The sequence below is a fragment of the Lipingzhangella rawalii genome (genome assembly GCF_031628175.1).
Taxonomy (GTDB): domain Bacteria; phylum Actinomycetota; class Actinomycetes; order Streptosporangiales; family Streptosporangiaceae; genus Lipingzhangella_A; species Lipingzhangella_A rawalii.
Genome location: NZ_JAVLVT010000004.1, coordinates 62,882 through 81,998, shown reverse-complemented (window position 1 = coordinate 81,998; position 19,117 = coordinate 62,882). Strand labels below are relative to the sequence as shown.

Below are 19,117 nucleotides of genomic sequence, written 5' to 3'. Positions count from 1 at the left end.
CAGCAGCCGGGTGTCAACCTTGAGCTGGGTTTCGGAACCGGGATGGGACGACGGACTCGGAGACAGGGTGATCGCGCTTTCCAGGATGACCCCGCAGTACGGGGCCGGTGGACGGTTGTCGGTTGGCCGCACCGCAACGTGGACACAGCCAACACACGAGTTTAGCCAGCTACCACGGGGTTGAGCCAAATCCCGGCGGATCGTCCCGGCCGTGCGTAGCGACTACCCGTAGCGTTCGCGGAGGCGTTCTTCCACGAACGGTGTGACCAGGGCACTCACATCCCCATGGTACTGGGCGATCTCCTTGACGAGACTCGAGCTCAGGAAGGAGTACTCCGGGTTCGCCGTCATGAACAATGTCTCCACACCGGAGAGGCGGTAGTTCATCTGAGCGATCTGTAGCTCGTAGTCGAAGTCACTGACCGAGCGCAGACTCCGAATGATCGCCGGGATGTCATGCTCCCGGCAGAAGTCCACGAGGAGTCCGTCGAACTTCTCCACACGCACATTGCCCAGGTGCTTGGTGGATTCGGTGAGCATGTCCAGACGCTCGATCACCCCGAACAGGTTGCGCTTGGACACGTTGTTCAGCACCGCGGCCACGACCTCGTCGTACTGCGCCGAGGCCCGGGTGATGATGTCCATATGGCCCCTGGTGACCGGGTCGAAGGATCCGGGGCAGACCACACGTCGCACCTTGGGGACTCCCTTCCCAGGGGCTGGGTGATTCACACTGCGGCGCGACCGTACCAAAGCATCGTGTCGCCGTACCGACGGGCCCGCACCGAGTGGAAACCCGCGGGCCAGGGCACCGCTCCAGCGCGGCTCGATCGTTCCACCACGAGGAGGGCGTTGGGCAGGAGCCACTCCGTCGCCAGGTTCAGGACAGATTCGATCTCCGAATCGGCTCGGGAGTAGGGCGGGTCCGCGAGCAGCACGTCGTACCGGCCGCCCCGGGGCTGACGTACCAGCACCGCCTCAACCCGGCTCTGCACCAGTTCCGCTCCTGCCAGGCCCAGGGTGTCGATGTTCCGTCGGATGGTTGCCGCGGCGTTCCGGTCGGACTCCACCAGCAGGGCGCGGGCCGCACCCCGGGACAGCGCCTCCAGGCCCAAGGCTCCGGACCCCGCGTACAGGTCCAGTATCCCTAGCCCCTCCAACGAGCCGAGCTCGGCGATTATCGAGGAGAACAGCGCTTCCCGGACACGGTCACTGGTGGGACGGGTTCCGTCCCCGCGGGGAACGGCGATCCGGCGACCGCCCGCGGTTCCGGCGATGATCCGGGTCACGTCTTCTCCAAATACTCCGGGTCCGCCTGGATCGCGGTGACGGCCGCGGCCAGGGACGGATATGTCTCCAGGTGGGGATCGGCCGTAACGATCCGGTCCGCGACCTGACGCGCGGTCGTGATCAGGTCCTCATCCTCCACCAGGGTCAACAACCGTAGCGAGGATCGCCGCCCGGACTGGGCCGCCCCCAGGACGTCGCCCTCACGGCGTTGCAGGAGGTCGACCCGCGACAGCTGGAAACCGTTCGTGGTGCGGGCGACCGCGTCGAGGCGATCCCGGGCCGGTGTTCCCGTGGCAGCCGCGGTGACCAGCAGGCACAGTCCCGGAAGCGTGGACCGGCCCACGCGGCCGCGCAGCTGGTGGAGCTGGGATACCCCGAACCGGTCCGCGTCCATGATCGCCATAACGGAGGCGGTGGGCACATCGACCCCCACTTCGATCACGGTCGTCGCCACCAGGACGTCGATCTCACCCGCGGCGAACCGGCGCATGGTCGCGTCCTTCTCCTCGGCGGGAAGCCGACCGTGCAGAACCGCCAGTCGCAGGCCGGACAGGGGCCCCTCAGCGAGTTCGTCGGCCAGGTCCACCACACCCTGTGGGGTGGCGCGGTGCGGTTCCTGGCCTGCGGAGTTCTGGCTCGGGTCGCCGTCGGTGTCAGCGGCAGATCCGGTGGATCCGTCTGCGGGGGCCGCCTCGGCGGGGGTCTCGTCTCCGCCGATCCGGGGGCAGACGATGTAGACCTGGCGCTGTTGGGCCACCTCCTCACGCATGCGCGCATAGGTCCGCTCCAGGAAGTGTGGCTTCTCCAGGGTCGGCACCACGTGTGTGGCCACGGGCGCGCGGCCTTCCGGAACGTCGTCGAGGGTCACCGTGTCCAGGTCCCCGTAGACCGTCATCGCCACCGTGCGTGGAATCGGGGTCGCGGTCATCACCAGCATGTGCGGGCGGTTGTCCCCCGCTTTGGTGCGTAGGGCAGCGCGTTGCTCGACCCCGAAGCGGTGCTGCTCGTCGACCACGACCAAGCCGAGGTCGGCGAAGGTGACCTCGTCCTCCAACAGCGCGTGCGTACCCACCACGATCCCGGACTCTCCCGAGGCCGCCGCCACCATCTCCCGCCGTCGTTCGGCGGCGCTCTGGGACCCGGTAAGCAGCCCAAGCCTGGTCGCACGGTCCGCAGCGTCCAGCTGTCCGGCCCGCGCCAGCGGACCCAGAAGCTGAGTCAGGGCCCGGTGATGCTGCTGCGCCAGAACCTCGGTGGGAGCCAGGAGTACGGCCTGTCCACCCGCATCCACGACCTGGAGCATGGCCCGCAGAGCCACCACCGTCTTGCCCGAGCCCACGTCCCCCTGAAGGAGGCGATGCATGGGGACGGTAGCGCTGAGGTCGGTGGCGATAGTGTCGCCCGCCCGATGCTGGGCCGCGGTCAGCGTGAACGGTAGGGCCTGGTCGAAGCGGGCCAACAGCCCGTCGGGCACGGTAGCCCGCGCGTGGGCGGTGACGGTCGCGGCCTGGAGCCGGCGCTGGGCCAGCGCGACCTGAAGCACCAGGGCTTCCTCCCATTTGAGTCGCTGGCGGGCCGTGGCCACATCCGCCTGCTCCGCAGGCCGGTGGATCTGATACAACGCATCCCGCAGGCCCGGTAGCCCCTCGGACGCGCGCACGTGCTCCGGCAGGGGATCGGGGATGTCGTCGAGTTGCCGGAGCACGATCTCCACACACTGTGCGATACGCCAGGAGGCCAACTTGGCGGTGGCCGGATAGACCGGGATGAGTTCCGTGGCGAAGCTACGGGCCTGTTCCGTTGGCGAGTCGGTGGTGCCGTCTCCGTTCCCGGAGCCCAAGAGCAGGTAGTCCGGATGTGCGAGCTGACGGCGGTTACGGTACGTGGACACCCGGCCCGCGAACAGCCCCCGCTGTCCGGAGCGAAGCTGGCGCGCGTGGTATCCGACCCGTGTTCCGAAGAAGGTGAGGTCGATCCGGTCGGTGCCATCGGTCACGGTCACCTCCAGCACCGACCCGCGGCGGCCCCGCAGTGGCCGGGTCCGGGTGCTGGCAACCTCGGCAACGATGGTGACCTGTTCGCCCTCGACCAGGCTGTCGAGGTCGGTGAGTTCCCCCCGGGTGGCGTATCGCCGAGGGTAGTGCCGAAGGAGATCACCCACCGTGTGCAGGTCCAACGCGTCGGCGAGGACCGTGGCGGTCCGGTCGCCGAGAACGGCACGCAGCGGATCATCCAGGGTGGTCACGTTCGCATCCTAGGGTGTTGTGGGCAGGTACTCACGCTGTGGTGCCACACAGGGGGCGGCAGGTGGGCATACGGTCGCCATGCGCTGTCGCAGACCGCGGTGGGCCCGACGGCGGGTCCTCGCGCGGATTCCGGGGCCCGACGCCGGCCCGGGTGTGCCGTGGTACCTGGGCTCGATCGGGGTGTGACCGGTCCGTCCGGTGCGGTTCACCCCACCGGAGCGCTATACTGGTCGAACGAATCCCGCGCGACCATACGATAGGCTGCCCTGGTCGGCCCGTTGGCGCCGGTATTTTTGCTGAGCAGAACTTTCCCGTGGGTGTCGGGTCGCCTGGCCGATCCCGCCCCGTGCCTGAATGGAGTAACCGTGGCTTCCGTCTGCGACGTTTGCGGCAAGGGACCAGGGTTCGGCAACAGTGTTTCCCACTCGCACCGTCGCACCCGCCGCCGCTGGAACCCGAACATCCAGACCGTGCGCACCAAGCAGGGCGGCACCGCGCGCCGCCTGAAGGTGTGCACCACGTGCATCAAGAGTGGGCGGGTGACCCGGTAAGTCCCTGGGCCGTGTCCGGCACGTCCGACGCGCCTGCGGCGCGGATTCGCGTGCCCCATCCGGCTTCGGCGTCGCACGAGGAGTGCGGCGCCGTTTTCGTGCCCGGAATACGGTTCGTGTTCAGTGGTACTGCGCTGTGTACACTGCGCGGCACTGTGCACACTGCCTGGGCTGGCGGCCGATGACCGTGGGTGGGGCAGCGCCCCGGGCGTGCAACAACGCCCACGGCGCGGCTGGAGCGGCACGCCCGCGTGCGACTCGCCGGGGAACGTGCGGGTGACGGTGCTTGGTTAGGGGCGCGCACCGTGTCGGCCGCCGGCGGCGTCGCGCCCTGGTGGTGGCCGGTGGTGTCCTGTTCCCGGGACGCTCCCCCGCACGACGGCCAGCGGTGGAGGTGGGTTGCGGTGACCGTGGGGCGCATTCCGCTGTGCGGGGGAACACGCTCCCCCGCACGACAGCCGGCGGGATCGGGGACGGGGGGGATATCGCCGGGCCAGGCCCAACCTCGCTCCCAAGCCCAAGAAGCAGACCCTAGAGCTGGCAGGATTCCCCGTTGATCGTGCACTCCGGGGTCTGTGGCCGTCCCTCGGCGCTGAACTGAACCCGGGTGGACTCGCCCGGGGCCAGCTCCTCCTGCCAGTGGGGCGGTTGGAATCGGGCTCCGGAACTGGTCGGTTCCCAGTCGGCTTCCCACGCGGCGACCAGCTGCGCGTCGGTGAAGGACACCTCGATCTCCCAGTTCGAGATGGCCGAGGACCCTCCGTTGGTGATGATCAGGTGACCGCCGAAGCTGTCCTCGCCCCATTCGGTCATGCCGTAGTCCACACTGAGGGTCGGTGTCGCATGGGTTTCGGATTCTGTCTGGTTCGGCGAATCCGTTTCGTTCTGCTCTTCGTCCGCAGGGGTTGGAGTGGGGCTGCTCGGGGCGGGTTCCAGGGTGTCTCGGGCCTGGGCTGATGGCAGTTGGGACGGTGACGAGCCGCCCTCGCCGGGAGAGGGTTGACCCGCGGGTAGCTGTGAGTTGGGCGAGCCTTCGGGACTGTCATCGACGGGGGGTTCCGTGAACCGAAGATTCACCAGGGTTGTGCTGTAGCCCAGCAGCAGCAGGCTCAACACCAGGCCGGATACCACGAACACGCGCAGTGGCCGGGGGGGACGAACCCGCCTGGGGGTGGTGCTACTCACAACGTTGGTCAGATTGGCCAGCGGCCCGCTGCCGGTCGGCCCCGCACGATGGGCTCCTCGGCTGACCTGGCCACCGTCCGCCGCGCTGTGCCGAGCCATCGTCTCGCCCTTCCACCCGTTCCGGACATCCGTCACAGCTTTCGCTTGGGTGAGCCTAACGGTTTCTGCCTCGCATGCGGCGGTCCCGAGCGCCCAGATGGTCCCAACCGTAGATGTCGGCCGCCCGTCCGTCCACCGTGACGCGTGTGCCGTGTGTGTGCTCCGTGGCGGACTGGGGCGGGAGCTCTGTCACGTGGCCGATGGGAATCCAGTCGGAGCCCAGATCCGTGTCCCTGGGAAATGTGGCCACCAGGGCATGGTCTTCGCCACCGCCAAGAACGAATTCCACCTCGTTCGCAGGCCCCGCTCCGAGCTGGTGGAGACGGGCGAGGGCCGTTACCACCTCCGGATCTCGAGGCAGGAGCGCGTCTCGAAGATCGATCGCGACATTGCTCGCGACCGCGATATGCCCGAGATCCTGAAGGAGACCGTCGCTGATGTCGAGCATTGCCGTGGCATTACGTCGCGCGGCGTCGAGGCCCGCATCCAGGGGAGGATCCGGACGTAGATGGGCCCGGATACACGCGGCGGGCTCGTCCAGCCCCCGCTGTACCAGTGCCAGTCCGGCCGCCGACAGGCCGAGCCGGCCACACACCGCGACAACATTCCCGGGACGGGCCCCGCTGCGGCGGAGCGGTTCCTGTCCGGGGGCCAGGTTTCCGAATGCGGTCACGGAGATCGTTAGCGTGTCCGAGCCCACCACATCGCCCCCGGCGACCGTGACACCAGCATGGCGGCACCCCGCGGCCAGGCCGTCCGTCAGCTCGTCCACCCAGGCGAGTGGTAGGTCGCGCGGTAGAGCCAGCCCCAGGAGCATACTGGTGGGGCGAGCGGCCATGGCCGCCACGTCGGCCAGATTCTGGCTCACCGCCTTGTGCCCCACGTCCCGGCCCGTGGACCACTCCCGGGTGAAGTGTCGTCCCTCCACGAGAAGGTCGGTGCTGGCCACGACCCGGCCGTCGGGCACCCGCAGGATGGCGGCGTCGTCACCGGGGCCGAGGATTACGTCCTCGGTGTTCGGGAATCTGGCAGTTACCCGGTCGATCAGCGCGAATTCGCCAAGGTCACCAATAGTGCTCGTCACAATGCTCAGGATACGGTGGCGGCTCGACAGTCAATGGTCTAGACCCCGGGAGTGAACGTATCGTGCAGGCGTACATCCTCATCCAGACGACGATGGACCGTGCCGCCGACGTGGCGCGGGAGATCGCGGGCCTCGACGGCGTGACCCAGGCCGAGGACGTCACCGGCCCCTACGATGTGATCGTGCGCGCCGAGGCTGCCGACATCGACGAGCTGGCACGTATGGTCGTCGCCCGGGTCCAGAAGTTGGACGGCATCGCGCGGACACTGACCTGCCCGATCGTGCAACTGTAGAGTGGAGTCGTTGGCATGCGACGCGTGCTGGCGCCCCTGACCGGGGCCACTGCCCTTCTCCTGGCCGCATGTGGCGCACCGGCCGGGACTGGCCCGCCGCCGGAGCTGGACGACGCCGCGGCGGAGCTGTGCCGTGATGTCGTCGACGCGGTTCCGGACACCCTCTACGGTGAGGACCGGGTTCCCACCGAGCCAGAGTCGGACTTCACCACGGCCTGGGGCGACCCCCCGATCACGCTTCGCTGTGGGGTGGACCGACCCGACGCCTACGCCCCGGACTCCGAACTCCAGGTGGTCAACGACGTGGCCTGGCTCCCCGAACCCGAGGGCAGCGCGGAGCCGCACCTGTTCACCGCGCTCGGCCACGAGGTCTACGTCGAGCTCGCGATCCCGGCCGTCTACGGGGTTCCGGCGCAGGGACTGGTCGCGGTCAGCGACGTTATCGGTGAGATCGTTCCCGAACGCACCGACGGGGATCTCTAGACCTCGGCGGTTGTTGGGCCGCGCTAGTCGTCCTCGTCCTCGCCCTCGTCGTCTTCGTCATCGGCGCTGTCGGCGTCCGCATCGTCGCCGTCCAGGGCGTACTCGCCGAGGTCCACGCCGGTGTCCTGCCCCTGGGCCTCCAGCTGCGGGGCGGTTTCGTCGATCATTCCGGAGCAGGGCGCCCCCGGCTCCGGAACGTCGTTGCTCTGCTCGAACCGCCGGAGGAACTTCTCGATCCGCTCGTCCTCGGGGTCGTCCACGGCGACCTGGGCTCCCCAGGCGCTGAGTACGATGTCGGAGTCGTCGGGCATGTCTCCGGTGTAGGGGCTGATCAGGATGTAGTCGCCGGGAGTGTAGTAGGTGTGCAGCGTCTGGACCTCCTCCCGAGGCAGATCGGGGGAGTGGGTGATCCACACTGCACCGTGCTCCAGGGAGTGCACCGCGTGCATATCGGTGATGGGCTGGGTGTAGACGCCACAGTTCTGCCACTGCTCATGATGCTGGCCCCCGGCCGGCGGGGACATCTGGTAGTCGGGTGGTTCCGGAACGTGGGTGCGATCCAGCCCGCTGTAGGTCTCCAAACCAGAGATGGTGCGCTGGTCATAAGCCATGTATCCGGCGAAACCGAGGAATCCCGCAGCCAACACGCCCACGGCCGTGAGCCCGCCGGTACGGATGGCCTTCCGGCGTTGGGCCTCGCGGATTCGTCGCTGCTTCATCTCCGCGGACTTCTGCCGACGTCGCTGCGCTGCGCTCTGCCCCATCTACCTCTCCCGGTCGGACGGACGTTGTCCCCCGCTGCGTATGCTGCGTATGAGCGTATGTGGTCCCAAGGGCGAAAGACCCCAATGGTTTCAGATCAACACGAAGTGGACCCAGCTGAGGGTCCGGACAACACCGATGCGCCAACATCGGGCACGAGCCCGACACCGGCCCAGTCGACCCCCACGCGGGGGCGGCGCACCCTGCCACTGTTCACGTCTATCGTCCTGATCGCACTCGCGCTGGTGGTGGGATACCTCCTGGGGCGCCCCAGTCACCCCATCGACTCCTCTGCGGATGCGGGGTTCCTGCGGGACATGAGTGTCCACCATACCCAGGCGGTCGACATGTCCCTACTCATCCTCGAGAAGACCGAGGACGAACAGTTGCGGGCGGTGGCCACGGATATCGCCCGAACCCAGCAGTCCCAGGTCGGGCGCATGCACGGCTGGCTGGTGCAGTGGGATCTGCCAATCCGGGGATCCCAGCCACAGATGGCCTGGATGGAGGGTCACGGGCACGGCGTGGACTCCGGGGAGCCGGCCCCCGAGGAGATGCCCGGTTACATCGACGCTGACCAGATGGACGAGCTGGCCGAGGCCACCGGCGTCGAAGCCGAGATCCTGTACCTGGAGCTGATGATCGAACATCACGAGGGCGGGGTGGAGATGGCCGAGGTCGCCCGGGTTCTTGCCGACGAGCCCTATGTTGTCGACCTGGCCCACGGCATGGAGGTGGCCCAGGAGGCCGAGATCGAGCTACTGGAGTCCATGGTGGACGACCGGACCGATTAGTGCGGCGCTGGAGTGGGTGTGGTGCTCCGGTCCGCACGCCCGGCCCCTTTCGCTCCCATCGGGCTGATCGGCCGCTTCCGACCCACATGCACTGGGGCCACCCGCCGATGCCACGTGGGAGTGTTTTCGACCGCTTTCGGGGCAGGGAGCGTCGCTCGGGCCCCGCTGGAGCATCCTGGCGAAGCCGCCCCAGTAGGCGCGGAGACGCGAGCCCGATACGGCTCAAAACACAGGCCCTCGTGCCATCCACAAACCCGGCCGGTCAGCGTCGATGCCCGCGAAGCTGGGCGTGTCTGAAACACTGGACCCGTTATGGACTACACGATCGTCGCCGTCGTCATTCTGATCCTCGCGCTCCTCGTTGCGGGGGGCGTCTTCCTGGTGTTCGCCCGGCCCGGACGTGGCTCCCCACCGGCGCCGCCCCCCGGCGAAACTGACGCTTCGCCGGGCACCACTGCCACGAGCGGCACCGACACGACCGTGGACGCAGGTGCTGGTGCTGGTGCTGATGCTGATGCTGACACTGACACTGACACTGCCACCGGCACCGGCTCGAGCGCAGCCACTGTGCCTACCCCTGAGGCCGCCGCCCCGGAGGCGGTGGTCGAGACACCGCCCCCCGGCGCGGGGCGACTCGTGCGGCTGCGTGCCCGCCTGGCGCGGTCCAACAGCACTCTGGGGCAGGGGCTGTTGAGTCTCCTGTCGGCTCGGGACCTCGACGACGAGGCATGGGAGGAGATCGAGGACACGCTCATCACCGCCGACGTGGGTGTGACCTCGGCGACACAAATCGTGGAGAACCTTCGGACGAAGGTCAAGGTGCTGGGCACCCGATCGGTGGACGAGGTGCGGGAGCTGCTGCGATCAGAGCTGTTGGGGCAGCTCAACCCGGACCTGCCGCGAACCGTGCGGACCGAACCGCACGGTAACCGTCCCGCCGTCCTGCTCGTGGTGGGAGTGAACGGGACCGGCAAGACGACGACCTGCGGCAAGTTGGCCCGGGTGCTGGTCGGAGACGGACGTCGTGTGGTTCTGGGCGCTGCCGACACGTTCCGGGCGGCTGCCGCCGACCAGCTGGAGACCTGGGGCAGCCGGGTTGGAGCTCCGGTGGTCCGGCGGGACGAGGGGGCCGATCCGGCCAGTGTCGCCTACGACGCGGTGGCGCGAGGGATGAGTGACGGGGTGGACACGGTCGTGGTGGACACGGCCGGTCGACTGCACACCAAGACCGGCCTGATGGATGAGCTGGGCAAGGTCAAGCGGGTGGTGGAGAAACAGAGCCAGGTGGACGAGGTGCTCCTGGTTTTGGACGCCACCACCGGGCAGAACGGTCTACGCCAGGCGCGGGTGTTCGCCGAGGCCGTCGACATCACCGGGATCGCCCTGACGAAGCTGGACGGCACCGCCAAGGGCGGCATCGTGATCCAGGTTCAGCGCGAACTCGGAGTGCCGGTGAAACTGGTCGGGTTGGGGGAAGGACCGGACGATCTGGCCCCGTTCGACCCCGAGGAGTTCGTGGACGCACTCCTGACGCAGAACTGAGCCAGCCGCGCCCCACAACGGTGGGGTGCGGCCGTAGTCCTGCATCCGTCCCACCGGGACGCGCCGACGGCGAGGCCCACGCCGTCACGCACCCGTAACGCGACGACCTTCACCTTTTACTGCCAGGCAACACGTCGAGCCATGTGCCGTAACAGCGCGCCGTCAGGCTGGTGATCATGCTCGCCACCGAGCCCAGCGTCGTGCCCCGGGCGAGCCGATCGTGTCGAGACACGTTCCCCTCTGCCAGGCCCCTGCACATGGAGGCGACGTAATGGATATCGATACCGGGACCACCGCGTGGCTGCTGGTCTGCGCCGCGTTGGTGATGCTCATGACTCCCGGACTGGCGTTCTTCTACGGCGGCATGTCCCGAGCGAAGAGCGTGCTGAACATGATGCTGATGAGTTTTGCGAGCATCGCGATCGTCAGCATCGCCTGGATTGCGGTCGGCTGGTCCCTGACCTACACCGACGGTGGAGCATTCAACAGCTTCATCGGCGGACTGAGTGAGGCCGGCACCGGATCGGTGATTAACGAGGTCGACGTTCTTGACGCGGACGCCGGAATCGCGATTCCGGTCATGGTGGACGTCGGATTTCAGATGATGTTCGCCGTCATCACCGTGGCCCTGATCAGCGGTGCCATCGCCGACCGTGCCAAGTTCGGTGCCTGGTTGGTGTTCGTCCCCATCTGGTCGCTGCTGGTCTACTTCCCCGTGGCCCACTGGGTGTGGGGCGGCGGCTGGGTCGAGGAGCTCACCATCGGCGGTGAGGCCGTGATCGACTTTGCCGGCGGTACGGCCGTACACATCAACGCCGGAGCCGCGGCTCTGGCACTCGCCCTGGTTCTTGGGCGACGCAAAGGATTCGGCACCGAGGATCCCAAGCCACACAACCTGCCGTTCGTGCTGCTCGGGGCGGCTCTGCTGTGGTTCGGCTGGTTCGGCTTCAATGCCGGATCCGCCTACGGCGCTGACGAGGTGGCCTCGTTGGCACTCGTCAACACGCAGGTGGCGGTGGCCGGAGCCACGGTCGCGTGGTTGCTCGTGGAAAAGCTCCGCTACGGAAGGATGACCGCACTCGGATTCGCATCAGGTGTCATCGCCGGTCTGGTCGGTATCACTCCGGCCGCGAGCACAGTGACACCGATCGGCGCGATTCTGGTGGGGGCCCTGTCCGGTGCCGTGTGTGCCTACGCGATCAGTCTGAAGTACAAGCTGGGCTACGACGATGCCCTTGATGTGGTCGGGCTGCACATGGTGGCCGGGATCATCGGATCCGTCGCGATCGGTCTGCTGTCGGCGTCCGTCGCCGGAGAGGGCGTCGACGGGATCTTCTACGGCGGCAGCGTCGCCCTCCTGGTCGTCCAGATCGTCGCCGTTCTGGGGGTGCTGGCCTACTCCTTCGTCGTGACCTACGTCATCGCCAAGGTCATCGACGTGGTCGCCGGATTCCGGCTGCCTGTGGAGGTCGAGACCAACGGCGTGGACAGTGAGCTGCACGCCGAGGAGGCCTACAGCTTCACGGATACCGCGGGCCAGCCACAGTCCTCCTCGCCGATGCCTCCGGGTGAGGAGAGGTCCGCCGTGGAGACGAAGGGATAGCGCTGCTCAGCGTGGAGTAACGCCTCCGTCCGTCATCGCGCCACGGCGGACCACCATTCGGGCCGGTGCGGGGAATGCTCCCGCACCGGCCCGAGTACGTCTCGAGGCCATATCTGATCAGATACCGTCTGAACGACGCGTCCAGTTTGCTCCCGGGGATGGAACAGACCAACCCGGAGGTGCCTCGGGCCGGGCGCGGGTCGGCATTCACTCCCGGGATTGTTGGCGGGGGCCAGGAGGGCGAGATGACGAGCAGAACACGATCCGCAGCAGTCCGTCCGGTCACCGGGCTCCGTGGCCCAGCCGTGGCAGCCGGGCTCGGTGCTGTGGTCCTGCTCGCTGGCGGCTGTTCCATCGATCTCAGCCACCTGCGGCCGGGAGCCGGAGACGATGCCGAGGACAACCAGGAGGAATTTCAGGACGCCGCGCCCGTCTTGGCGGCGGCCCTGGACGAGCTCGCCACATGGCCGGCAGTGCAGGTGGATGGGCGGGCCGCCCAGGGCGAGGATGCTCCCTGGGAGGCGGGTCTCGTCCTCGCTGACACCGGAACGCTGCACGGCACGCTCGACGGTGAGGACACCCAGGTCGAGGTGATGGAAGCGGACGAGCATCTTTTCCTGTCCGCCGAGACCCCGTTCTGGCTGAGTGAGAACGCCTACGCGGTCGACGCGGACGCCTACCCCGACAGCTGGGTGCAGGTCGATCGAGAGTTTCTCGGTGCGAATCTGGCGGATGTGTTCCATCCCGCCCACCTCGCCGAGGAGCTTCGGGAGCGTGGGCCGGACGAGGGGAGTGCGGAGGCGGTCGAGGATCCGGACGCGGTGGAGGGCACCGACGCCTACCGGATTCCGGTGGACGGCGGCGACGTCTGGGTATCCCAGGAGGAGCCGCACCAACTGTTGCGGTTGCAGATCGCCGACCTCGCGGTTCCCGACACCGCTGCGGACGACGACTCCGCCGGCGGAGAAGCGCAACCGGACGATGACGACGAAGCCGGGCAGGACCCTCCCGACTCCGAGGACAACGGTACGGAGGAGGACGCCGGGGAGCAGGCCCCCGCGGGGGATCCCTGGCGGGCTGATGTGACCGTGGAGCAGCCCAGCACGGACACCGTGGAGGAGATGTACGACACGCTTCTGACCGAGAGTGAGGAGCTCACCGGCGCACGGGACAACCGCTCGGACATCGGGTGGACGGATTCCGATCTTGGTATGGACTGTTCCGTGGGTGGGGCCTGCACCGTCACCGGCGAGGTAGAGAATCAGGGGTCCGACCAGGGGGTGGAGAGCGCAGTCCGCGCCCGGATGGACGTCACGGTGAGTAACCCCGATCTCGGGGACGAGACGTGCAATGACAGCCAGGGTGTCGAGCCGGGGGAATCGGTCGAACTGTCCTGTGGGGTGGACTTCGCTCTCGAACCCGCCTCCGCCCCCGAGTCCTACGAGGTGGAGGCGGACGCCGAGCTCTCCACCCGGGCGATGACGGGGAACGCCGTTGACGATCTCGTCGAGCTGTTGGAGGAGCAGCGCGAGACCATCCTCGACCAGCTCGGCAACGGCGGAGCGGATGAGGACGACGACACTGCTACCGACGCAGCCGAGAACGACAGTGACGAGGACGCCGACGACGAAAACGACACCGACGACGAAGACACCGGCGGGGACGACGACACCTAGTCCCGGCCGGTAGGCTAGGAAGCCATTCCCGAGACGAAGGACTGCCCAGACTCGTGTTCGAGACGCTCTCCGACCGGCTTTCATCGGTCTTCACGTCGTTGCGCGGCAAGGGCCGCCTGTCCGAGGAGGACATCAACACCACGGCGCGGGAGATTCGGCTCGCCTTGCTCGAAGCCGATGTCGCGCTCCCTGTTGTTCGTACCTTCATCGCACGGATCAAGGAGCGGGCCCGCGGCACCGAGGTGTCCAAAGCGCTGAATCCGGCGCAGCAGGTCATCAAGATCGTCAACGAGGAGCTCGTCGAGATCCTCGGAGGACAGACTCGCGACATCCGCTACGCCAAGACCCCGCCGACGGTCATCATGCTGGCCGGGCTCCAGGGGTCGGGCAAAACCACGCTGGCCGGCAAGCTCGCCCGATGGTTGGTGGCCGAGCGGAACACACCGCTGCTGGTGGCCGCCGACCTGCAACGACCCAACGCGGTGACACAGCTCCAGGTGCTCGGGGAACGTGCCGAGGTCCCGGTGTTCTCTCCGGAGCCCGGTAACGGTGTCGGGGACCCGGTGGCCGTAGCGCGCGAGTCTGTCGAGTACGCGCGGCGGCAGAACCACAACGTCGTCATCATCGACACGGCAGGGCGTCTCGGTGTCGACGAGGAAATGATGCGTCAGGCCGCCGACATCCGGGACGCGGTTTCTCCGGACGAGATCCTCTTCGTCGTGGACGCGATGATCGGTCAGGACGCGGTCACCACCGCGGAGGCGTTCCGGGACGGGGTCGGCTACGACGCCGTGGCCCTGACCAAGCTGGACGGAGACGCCCGGGGCGGCGCGGCACTGTCGGTGCGGCACGTCACCGACCGGCCGATCATGTTCGCCTCCACCGGCGAGAAACTCGACGACTTCGACCTGTTCCATCCCGACCGGATGGCGTCGCGCATCCTCGACATGGGGGACATGCTCACCCTTATCGAGCAGGCGCAGCGCACCTTCGACGAGTCCGAAGCCGAGGACATGGCCAAGAAGCTGGCCTCGGGGGACGACTTCACACTCGAGGACTTCCTCGAGCAGATGCAGATGGTCCGTAAGCTCGGCCCGATCGGGAACCTGCTGGGCATGATGCCGGGCATGGGGCAGATGCGGGACCAGATCTCCAATGTGGACGAGAAGGACCTGGACCGCATCACCGCGATCATCCGTTCGATGACGCCCGCCGAGCGCGCCAATCCGAAGATGATCAACGGTTCACGTCGCCTGCGGATCGCCAACGGGTCGGGAACCCAGGTCAGTGACGTCAACGGGCTGATCACCCGGTTCTTCGACGCGCAGAAGATGCTGCGCCAGATGAAGGGCGGCGGTGGCTCGGGGATGCCGGGCATGCCGGGTATGGGTGGTGGCGGCGGTCGAGGCGCGCGCAAGGCGCAGCAGGCTGCGGCCAAGAAGCGGGCGAACAAGAAGGGGAAACAGCGGAGCGGCAACCCCCAGAAGGCGCGCCAGCAGGAGGCCGAGAAGGCCGCGGAACGGGAGCGTCGCCGTGAGGAAGGGGGAGGCGAGCAGTCTCCCCAACTGCCGCCGGGCCTGGGTGGAGCTCCGGGAGGATCCCAGTTGCCACCGGGACTCGGGGGTGGCAAGGACGGAATGCCCGACCTGTCCAACCTGCGGCTGCCCAAGGAATAGTCGGATGCGGCACACCGGGGCGACGGTGTTCGATCCGGGGTGTGCATCTGGCACAATTGAGTGTTGACTAACGGTGTTCTGGGCCGGCCCTCTAACTTGCCCGGACACCCACGTCGGCCGCTCGTCTGGCGCCGTAACCCCACGCGGCTGGCACAGACGGGCTCTCGCATCAGTTACGTCCTGGAGTGACCACACCCGTGGCTGTCAAGATCAAGCTCAAGCGTATGGGGAAGATCCGTACGCCGCAGTACCGTATTGTTATCGCCGATGCCCGGACCAAGCGCGATGGCAAGGCCATCGAAGAGATCGGGAAGTACCACCCGCAGGAGGAGCCCAGTTACATCGAGGTGAACTCCGAGCGGGCGCAGTACTGGCTGTCCGTGGGGGCCCAGCCCACCGATCCGGTGCGGCACATCCTCAAGCTGACCGGGGACTGGCAGCAGTTCAAGGGTCTCCCGGCGCCGCCGCCGATGAAGGTCGCGGAGCCGAAGCCGGACCGTGAGGCCGAGTTCCAGGCGGTCCTCAAGGAGCTGGTGCTGCCGGACAACGAGGACAAGTCCAAGAAGTCGAACAAGAAGGCGGACCAGGGCGACGCGTCCGAGTCGGCGTCGACCACGTCGGGCAGTGACGACGCGAGTTCCGCGAAGTCAGCTGAGGGCGAGGCCTGACGTGCTCGAGGAGGCATTGGAGCACCTAGTCAAGGGCATCGTTGCGAATCCCGACGATGTTCAGGTGCATGCCCGTCGCCTCCGCAAGGGCAAGGTACTCGAGGTTCGGGTCCACCCGGATGACCTGGGGAAGGTGATCGGGCGGAACGGTCGGATCGCGGGCGCGTTGCGTACCGTGATCGGTGCGCTGGCCGGCGGTCGGCATGTCCGAGTTCACCTGTTGGGACTGAACGAGACACGGTGAGTGTGTCGGGTGGGGAACGTTCTGGTTCCCCACCCGACCCTCCGCAGGGGGAGCCCAGGCGAGCAATGTGGCTGGTTGTCGGCCGGATCGGTCGGGCGCACGGTATTCGGGGTGAGGTTGCGGTGGAGGTCCGCACCGACGACCCCGGCTCCAGGTTTTCCCGAGGGAGCCGCCTCGGTACGGACCCGGCAGAGTGGGGGCCACTCACGGTGGCTACGGCCCGTCGGCACTCCGGCCGCCTGGTGGTGCGCTTCGAGGGGATCTCGGACCGGGACCAGGCCGAGCGGCTGCGTGGTGTGACGCTCGGGGTGGATTCGGCGGAACTTCCGGAATCGACCGACCCGGATGAGTTTCACGACCACGAACTGTTGGGGCTTACGGTCACGACGACCGATGGTCACCTCGTGGGAACCGTGACGGACATCCTGCACCACGCCCAGGACGTGCTCGTGGTGACGACCGAGGCCCCGCACAGGGCGGAGCGCATGGTTCCCTTCGTGCGGGCGCTCGTCCCGCATGTGGACGTGGCTTCCGGAACCCTGGTGATCGATCCACCGCCAGGTCTGCTGGAGCTGGAGTAAGAGGGCCCATGCGCATTGACATCGTCACGATCTTTCCAGAGTACTTCGCTCCGTTGGACCTGTCCCTGTTGGGGAAGGCCCGTGCATCCGGAATGGTCGACATCCGGGTCCATGACCTTCGATCGTGGACCTACGATCGGCACAACACCGTCGATGACACTCCCTACGGGGGCGGACCGGGCATGGTGATGAAACCGGAACCGTGGGGGCAGGCCCTGGACACCGTGCTCGCCGACCGGCAGGGCGAATCCGTGCCGCGTCTGGTGATTCCGACCCCCAGCGGGGCTCCGTTCACCCAGCGGGATGCCGAGCGGCTCACCGAAGAGCCGTGGCTGGTGTTCGCCTGTGGCCGGTACGAGGGGATCGACGCACGGGTGGCCGCCGAGGCGGCCGAGTCCATGCCGGTGGAGGAACTCAGCGTGGGAGATTACGTCCTCGCCGGTGGGGAAGCTCCCACACTGGTTATGGTGGAGGCGGTGACCCGGCTGCTTCCGGGACTACTCGGAAACGCCGACTCCGCGGTGCAGGATTCCTTTGCTCGCGGCGAGATGTCGGCACTGCTGGAGGGTCCCGTGTACACGAAGCCCTCCGTCTGGCGGGAGCGGGAGGTCCCCGAGGTCCTGTTGTCGGGGAACCACGCCGCGGTCGACCGCTGGCGACGTGACGAGGCCCTGCGGCGTACCGCGCAGAATCGTCCCGAGCTGCTGGCCCATGTCACCGGGCTTGACCAGCGTGATCGCGAGGTCCTGGCCGAGGTCGGCGTCCGGATCACAGACGCGAATATGGCAGACTAGACGAGTTGTCTTTGGTCGTTGCTGTGCAGAGGCGACCTTCAAGACAGTCGATGACCCCAGTACTCCCGCCCGGGTGTGGCGCCGTGGCGGGCAACCGAAGAGGAACCGCTTCGCGATGCATACGGCAATTCAGGAGCTGGAGAAAGCTCAACTACGCTCCGACATCCCCGAGTTCCGCCCGGGAGACACCCTGGACGTGGACGTGCAGGTGACCGAGGGGAACCGGTCTCGAATCCAGACCTTCCGCGGTGTGGTTATCCGGCGCCGCGGCGGTGGTGTCCGGGAGACCTTCACCGTCCGCAAGATCAGTGACGGTGTGGGTGTGGAGCGCACCTTCCCGCTGCACTCCCCGGTGATCGACAAGATGAAGGTCGTGCGCCGTGGCCGGGTTCGCCGGGCCAAGCTCTACTACCTGCGTTACCTCAGCGGTAAGGCGGCTCGGATTCCCGAGCGCCGCTAGATCGGCAGAGCCGTGGCGGGGACCGCTGCGCGGCGCCCGGGGCCGTTTTCGGGCTGGTGGCGGGCCGTGCGGCGTAACCTCCCAGCAAAACCCGCCTGTCTCGGCTAGGCTTCGTTGCCGATGAGCAATGAGGAACAGGACTCGCGTGCCGCCGCGGACACCGAGGCAGACGAAACCCACGGCAACGAGAGTTTCGGCTCCTCCGCGCAGGCGCGCGGGGGAGCCGCCTGCGCTTCCGAGGAGGAGGACACGGGGGCGGCGAGTGCAGGGGAGGCTCCGGGCAGCGCTATGGGTGCGAGTGGGAACAAGAAGCGCGCAGAGAAGTCCGGTTCCTTCTGGAAGGAACTTCCGGTCCTGGTTGCAATCGCGCTGGTCCTGGCGTTCGTCATCAAGACCTGGGTGGTCCAGCCGTTCTATATCCCGTCCCAGTCCATGGAGGACACTCTCCAAGTGGATGATCGGGTGCTCGTGAACAAGCTGGTCTACCAGGTTCGCGACATTGACCGCGGAGAGCTGGTCGTGTTCAACGGCAGCGACTCCTGGGACGAAGACACCGTGGTCGAGCAGCCCGAGGCGTCCAACCCGGTGCAGGGATTCTTCGGCTGGCTGAGCCAGTCGTTGGGGCTGGCCCCCAGCGGCAAGGACTACATCAAGCGAGTGATCGGACTGCCCGGGGACACGGTCGAGTGCTGTGACGAGCAGGGTCGGCTGGTCATCAACGATGAGCCCCTGGATGAGCCCTACCTGTATCCGGACAGTCTGGAAACGCATCAGGAGTTCGGACCGGTCACGATCGACGAGGGTCGACTGTGGGTGATGGGCGACCACCGCGCGGTGTCCTATGACTCGCGCACGCACCAGAGTGACCCGGGGGGTGGGACGATCTCGGAGGAGTCGGTGGTGGGCCGGGCCTTCGTGACGGTGTGGCCCCTGGACCGGATCACCACGCATCCGATCCCGGATTCCATCGAGTAGCCGGGATTCGGCCATGTTTCGAGGAGGGGTCGTGTGCCCGCGCGGCTGGAGTTGAGGCTGCGCATTGTTGTTGGTTGACACGTAGCGCATGATGGGTGATGAGCTACGAGG

General features: G+C 67.3%; 20 protein-coding genes. 14 read left to right on the top strand and 6 right to left on the bottom strand.

Features of this window, described 5'->3' with window-relative positions:
* Positions 1-222 precede the first annotated feature (222 nt).
* From coaD to recG, 3 genes are read right to left on the bottom strand one after another with little or no spacing between them, the layout of a single operon-like run.
* Positions 223-696 (bottom strand): pantetheine-phosphate adenylyltransferase, encoded by a 474-nt coding sequence (gene coaD, locus RIF23_RS10050; protein ID WP_310912198.1) that lies wholly within the window; start codon positions 694-696, stop codon positions 223-225.
* A 32-nt stretch (positions 697-728) separates the two neighbouring features.
* Positions 729-1,289, bottom strand: coding sequence for a 16S rRNA (guanine(966)-N(2))-methyltransferase RsmD (rsmD, locus tag RIF23_RS10045; protein ID WP_310912197.1), 561 nt, complete (start codon positions 1,287-1,289; stop codon positions 729-731).
* On the bottom strand, positions 1,286-3,535 hold the full coding sequence (gene recG / locus RIF23_RS10040) for an ATP-dependent DNA helicase RecG (RefSeq protein WP_310912196.1): 2,250 nt from the start codon (positions 3,533-3,535) through the stop codon (positions 1,286-1,288). Before recG ends, rsmD begins: the two co-directional genes overlap by 4 nt.
* Before the next feature lie 366 nt (positions 3,536-3,901).
* Between recG and rpmB the strand changes: the two genes are divergently transcribed.
* On the top strand, positions 3,902-4,087 hold the full coding sequence (rpmB, locus tag RIF23_RS10035; RefSeq protein ID WP_310912195.1) for a 50S ribosomal protein L28: 186 nt from the start codon (positions 3,902-3,904) through the stop codon (positions 4,085-4,087).
* A 531-nt stretch (positions 4,088-4,618) separates the two neighbouring features.
* Here the strand turns inward: rpmB and RIF23_RS10030 are convergent.
* Together RIF23_RS10030 and RIF23_RS10025 are read right to left on the bottom strand one after the other, a co-directional pair.
* Positions 4,619-5,371, bottom strand: a complete 753-nt coding sequence (locus RIF23_RS10030; protein ID WP_310912194.1) for a cellulose binding domain-containing protein — start codon at positions 5,369-5,371, stop codon at positions 4,619-4,621.
* Between the two features lie 55 nt (positions 5,372-5,426).
* Complete coding sequence (locus RIF23_RS10025) at positions 5,427-6,455, bottom strand: thiamine-phosphate kinase (protein WP_310912193.1); 1,029 nt, start codon at positions 6,453-6,455, stop codon at positions 5,427-5,429.
* A gap of 59 nt (positions 6,456-6,514) precedes the next feature.
* Between RIF23_RS10025 and RIF23_RS10020 the strand changes: the two genes are divergently transcribed.
* The gene (locus RIF23_RS10020; protein ID WP_310912391.1) at positions 6,515-6,748 is read left to right on the top strand and encodes an Lrp/AsnC family transcriptional regulator; all 234 of its coding nucleotides are present in this window, start codon (positions 6,515-6,517) and stop codon (positions 6,746-6,748) included.
* Between the two features lie 15 nt (positions 6,749-6,763).
* Positions 6,764-7,231, top strand: a complete 468-nt coding sequence (locus tag RIF23_RS10015) for a DUF3515 domain-containing protein (RefSeq protein ID WP_310912192.1) — start codon at positions 6,764-6,766, stop codon at positions 7,229-7,231.
* A 23-nt stretch (positions 7,232-7,254) separates the two neighbouring features.
* On the opposite strand, the gene RIF23_RS10010 is transcribed toward RIF23_RS10015, so the two are convergent.
* Positions 7,255-7,995: a DUF3105 domain-containing protein gene (locus RIF23_RS10010; protein WP_310912191.1), complete on the bottom strand. Its 741-nt coding sequence runs from the start codon at positions 7,993-7,995 to the stop codon at positions 7,255-7,257.
* Positions 7,996-8,079: 84 nt separating this feature from the next.
* Here RIF23_RS10010 and RIF23_RS10005 point away from each other — a divergent pair, with 84 nt between their 5' ends.
* From RIF23_RS10005 to lepB, 11 genes are all read left to right on the top strand, one after another.
* On the top strand, positions 8,080-8,787 hold the full coding sequence (locus RIF23_RS10005; RefSeq protein ID WP_310912190.1) for a DUF305 domain-containing protein: 708 nt from the start codon (positions 8,080-8,082) through the stop codon (positions 8,785-8,787).
* Positions 8,788-9,099: 312 nt separating this feature from the next.
* Entirely contained in the window at positions 9,100-10,329 is a 1,230-nt protein-coding gene (ftsY, locus tag RIF23_RS10000) for a signal recognition particle-docking protein FtsY (protein WP_310912189.1), read from the top strand.
* Between the two features lie 271 nt (positions 10,330-10,600).
* The gene (locus tag RIF23_RS09995; protein ID WP_310912188.1) at positions 10,601-11,932 is read left to right on the top strand and encodes an ammonium transporter; all 1,332 of its coding nucleotides are present in this window, start codon (positions 10,601-10,603) and stop codon (positions 11,930-11,932) included.
* 245 nt (positions 11,933-12,177) lie between these two features.
* Complete coding sequence (locus tag RIF23_RS09990; RefSeq protein WP_310912187.1) at positions 12,178-13,608, top strand: hypothetical protein; 1,431 nt, start codon at positions 12,178-12,180, stop codon at positions 13,606-13,608.
* A 53-nt stretch (positions 13,609-13,661) separates the two neighbouring features.
* The gene (ffh, locus tag RIF23_RS09985) at positions 13,662-15,284 is read left to right on the top strand and encodes a signal recognition particle protein (protein WP_310912186.1); all 1,623 of its coding nucleotides are present in this window, start codon (positions 13,662-13,664) and stop codon (positions 15,282-15,284) included.
* Between the two features lie 197 nt (positions 15,285-15,481).
* Positions 15,482-15,952: a 30S ribosomal protein S16 gene (gene rpsP, locus RIF23_RS09980; protein WP_310912185.1), complete on the top strand. Its 471-nt coding sequence runs from the start codon at positions 15,482-15,484 to the stop codon at positions 15,950-15,952.
* Between the two features lies 1 nt (position 15,953).
* Positions 15,954-16,196 carry an RNA-binding protein gene (locus RIF23_RS09975; protein ID WP_310912184.1) on the top strand — a complete coding sequence of 81 codons (243 nt, stop codon included), beginning with the start codon at positions 15,954-15,956 and terminating at the stop codon, positions 16,194-16,196.
* A 65-nt stretch (positions 16,197-16,261) separates the two neighbouring features.
* Positions 16,262-16,777: a ribosome maturation factor RimM gene (rimM, locus tag RIF23_RS09970; RefSeq protein ID WP_310912390.1), complete on the top strand. Its 516-nt coding sequence runs from the start codon at positions 16,262-16,264 to the stop codon at positions 16,775-16,777.
* Between the two features lie 8 nt (positions 16,778-16,785).
* Positions 16,786-17,571, top strand: coding sequence for a tRNA (guanosine(37)-N1)-methyltransferase TrmD (gene trmD / locus RIF23_RS09965; RefSeq protein WP_310912183.1), 786 nt, complete (start codon positions 16,786-16,788; stop codon positions 17,569-17,571).
* A 115-nt stretch (positions 17,572-17,686) separates the two neighbouring features.
* Complete coding sequence (gene rplS, locus RIF23_RS09960) at positions 17,687-18,031, top strand: 50S ribosomal protein L19 (protein ID WP_310912182.1); 345 nt, start codon at positions 17,687-17,689, stop codon at positions 18,029-18,031.
* Positions 18,032-18,151: 120 nt separating this feature from the next.
* A complete protein-coding gene (lepB, locus tag RIF23_RS09955; RefSeq protein WP_310912181.1) occupies positions 18,152-19,006 on the top strand; it encodes a signal peptidase I in 855 nt (284 codons plus the stop codon).
* Positions 19,007-19,117: the final 111 nt, after the last annotated feature.

Coding starts and splice junctions, on each gene's coding strand:
- RIF23_RS10015 (WP_310912192.1), top strand. CDS start 6,764: ATGCGACGCGTGCTGGCGCCCCTGACCGGGGCCACTGCCCTTCTCCTG.
- trmD (WP_310912183.1), top strand. CDS start 16,786: ATGCGCATTGACATCGTCACGATCTTTCCAGAGTACTTCGCTCCGTTG.
- RIF23_RS09990 (WP_310912187.1), top strand. CDS start 12,178: ATGACGAGCAGAACACGATCCGCAGCAGTCCGTCCGGTCACCGGGCTC.
- RIF23_RS10010 (WP_310912191.1), bottom strand. CDS start 7,995: ATGGGGCAGAGCGCAGCGCAGCGACGTCGGCAGAAGTCCGCGGAGATG.
- rplS (WP_310912182.1), top strand. CDS start 17,687: ATGCATACGGCAATTCAGGAGCTGGAGAAAGCTCAACTACGCTCCGAC.
- lepB (WP_310912181.1), top strand. CDS start 18,152: ATGAGCAATGAGGAACAGGACTCGCGTGCCGCCGCGGACACCGAGGCA.
- RIF23_RS10030 (WP_310912194.1), bottom strand. CDS start 5,371: ATGGCTCGGCACAGCGCGGCGGACGGTGGCCAGGTCAGCCGAGGAGCC.
- RIF23_RS09995 (WP_310912188.1), top strand. CDS start 10,601: ATGGATATCGATACCGGGACCACCGCGTGGCTGCTGGTCTGCGCCGCG.
- rimM (WP_310912390.1), top strand. CDS start 16,262: ATGTGGCTGGTTGTCGGCCGGATCGGTCGGGCGCACGGTATTCGGGGT.
- RIF23_RS10005 (WP_310912190.1), top strand. CDS start 8,080: ATGGTTTCAGATCAACACGAAGTGGACCCAGCTGAGGGTCCGGACAAC.
- ftsY (WP_310912189.1), top strand. CDS start 9,100: ATGGACTACACGATCGTCGCCGTCGTCATTCTGATCCTCGCGCTCCTC.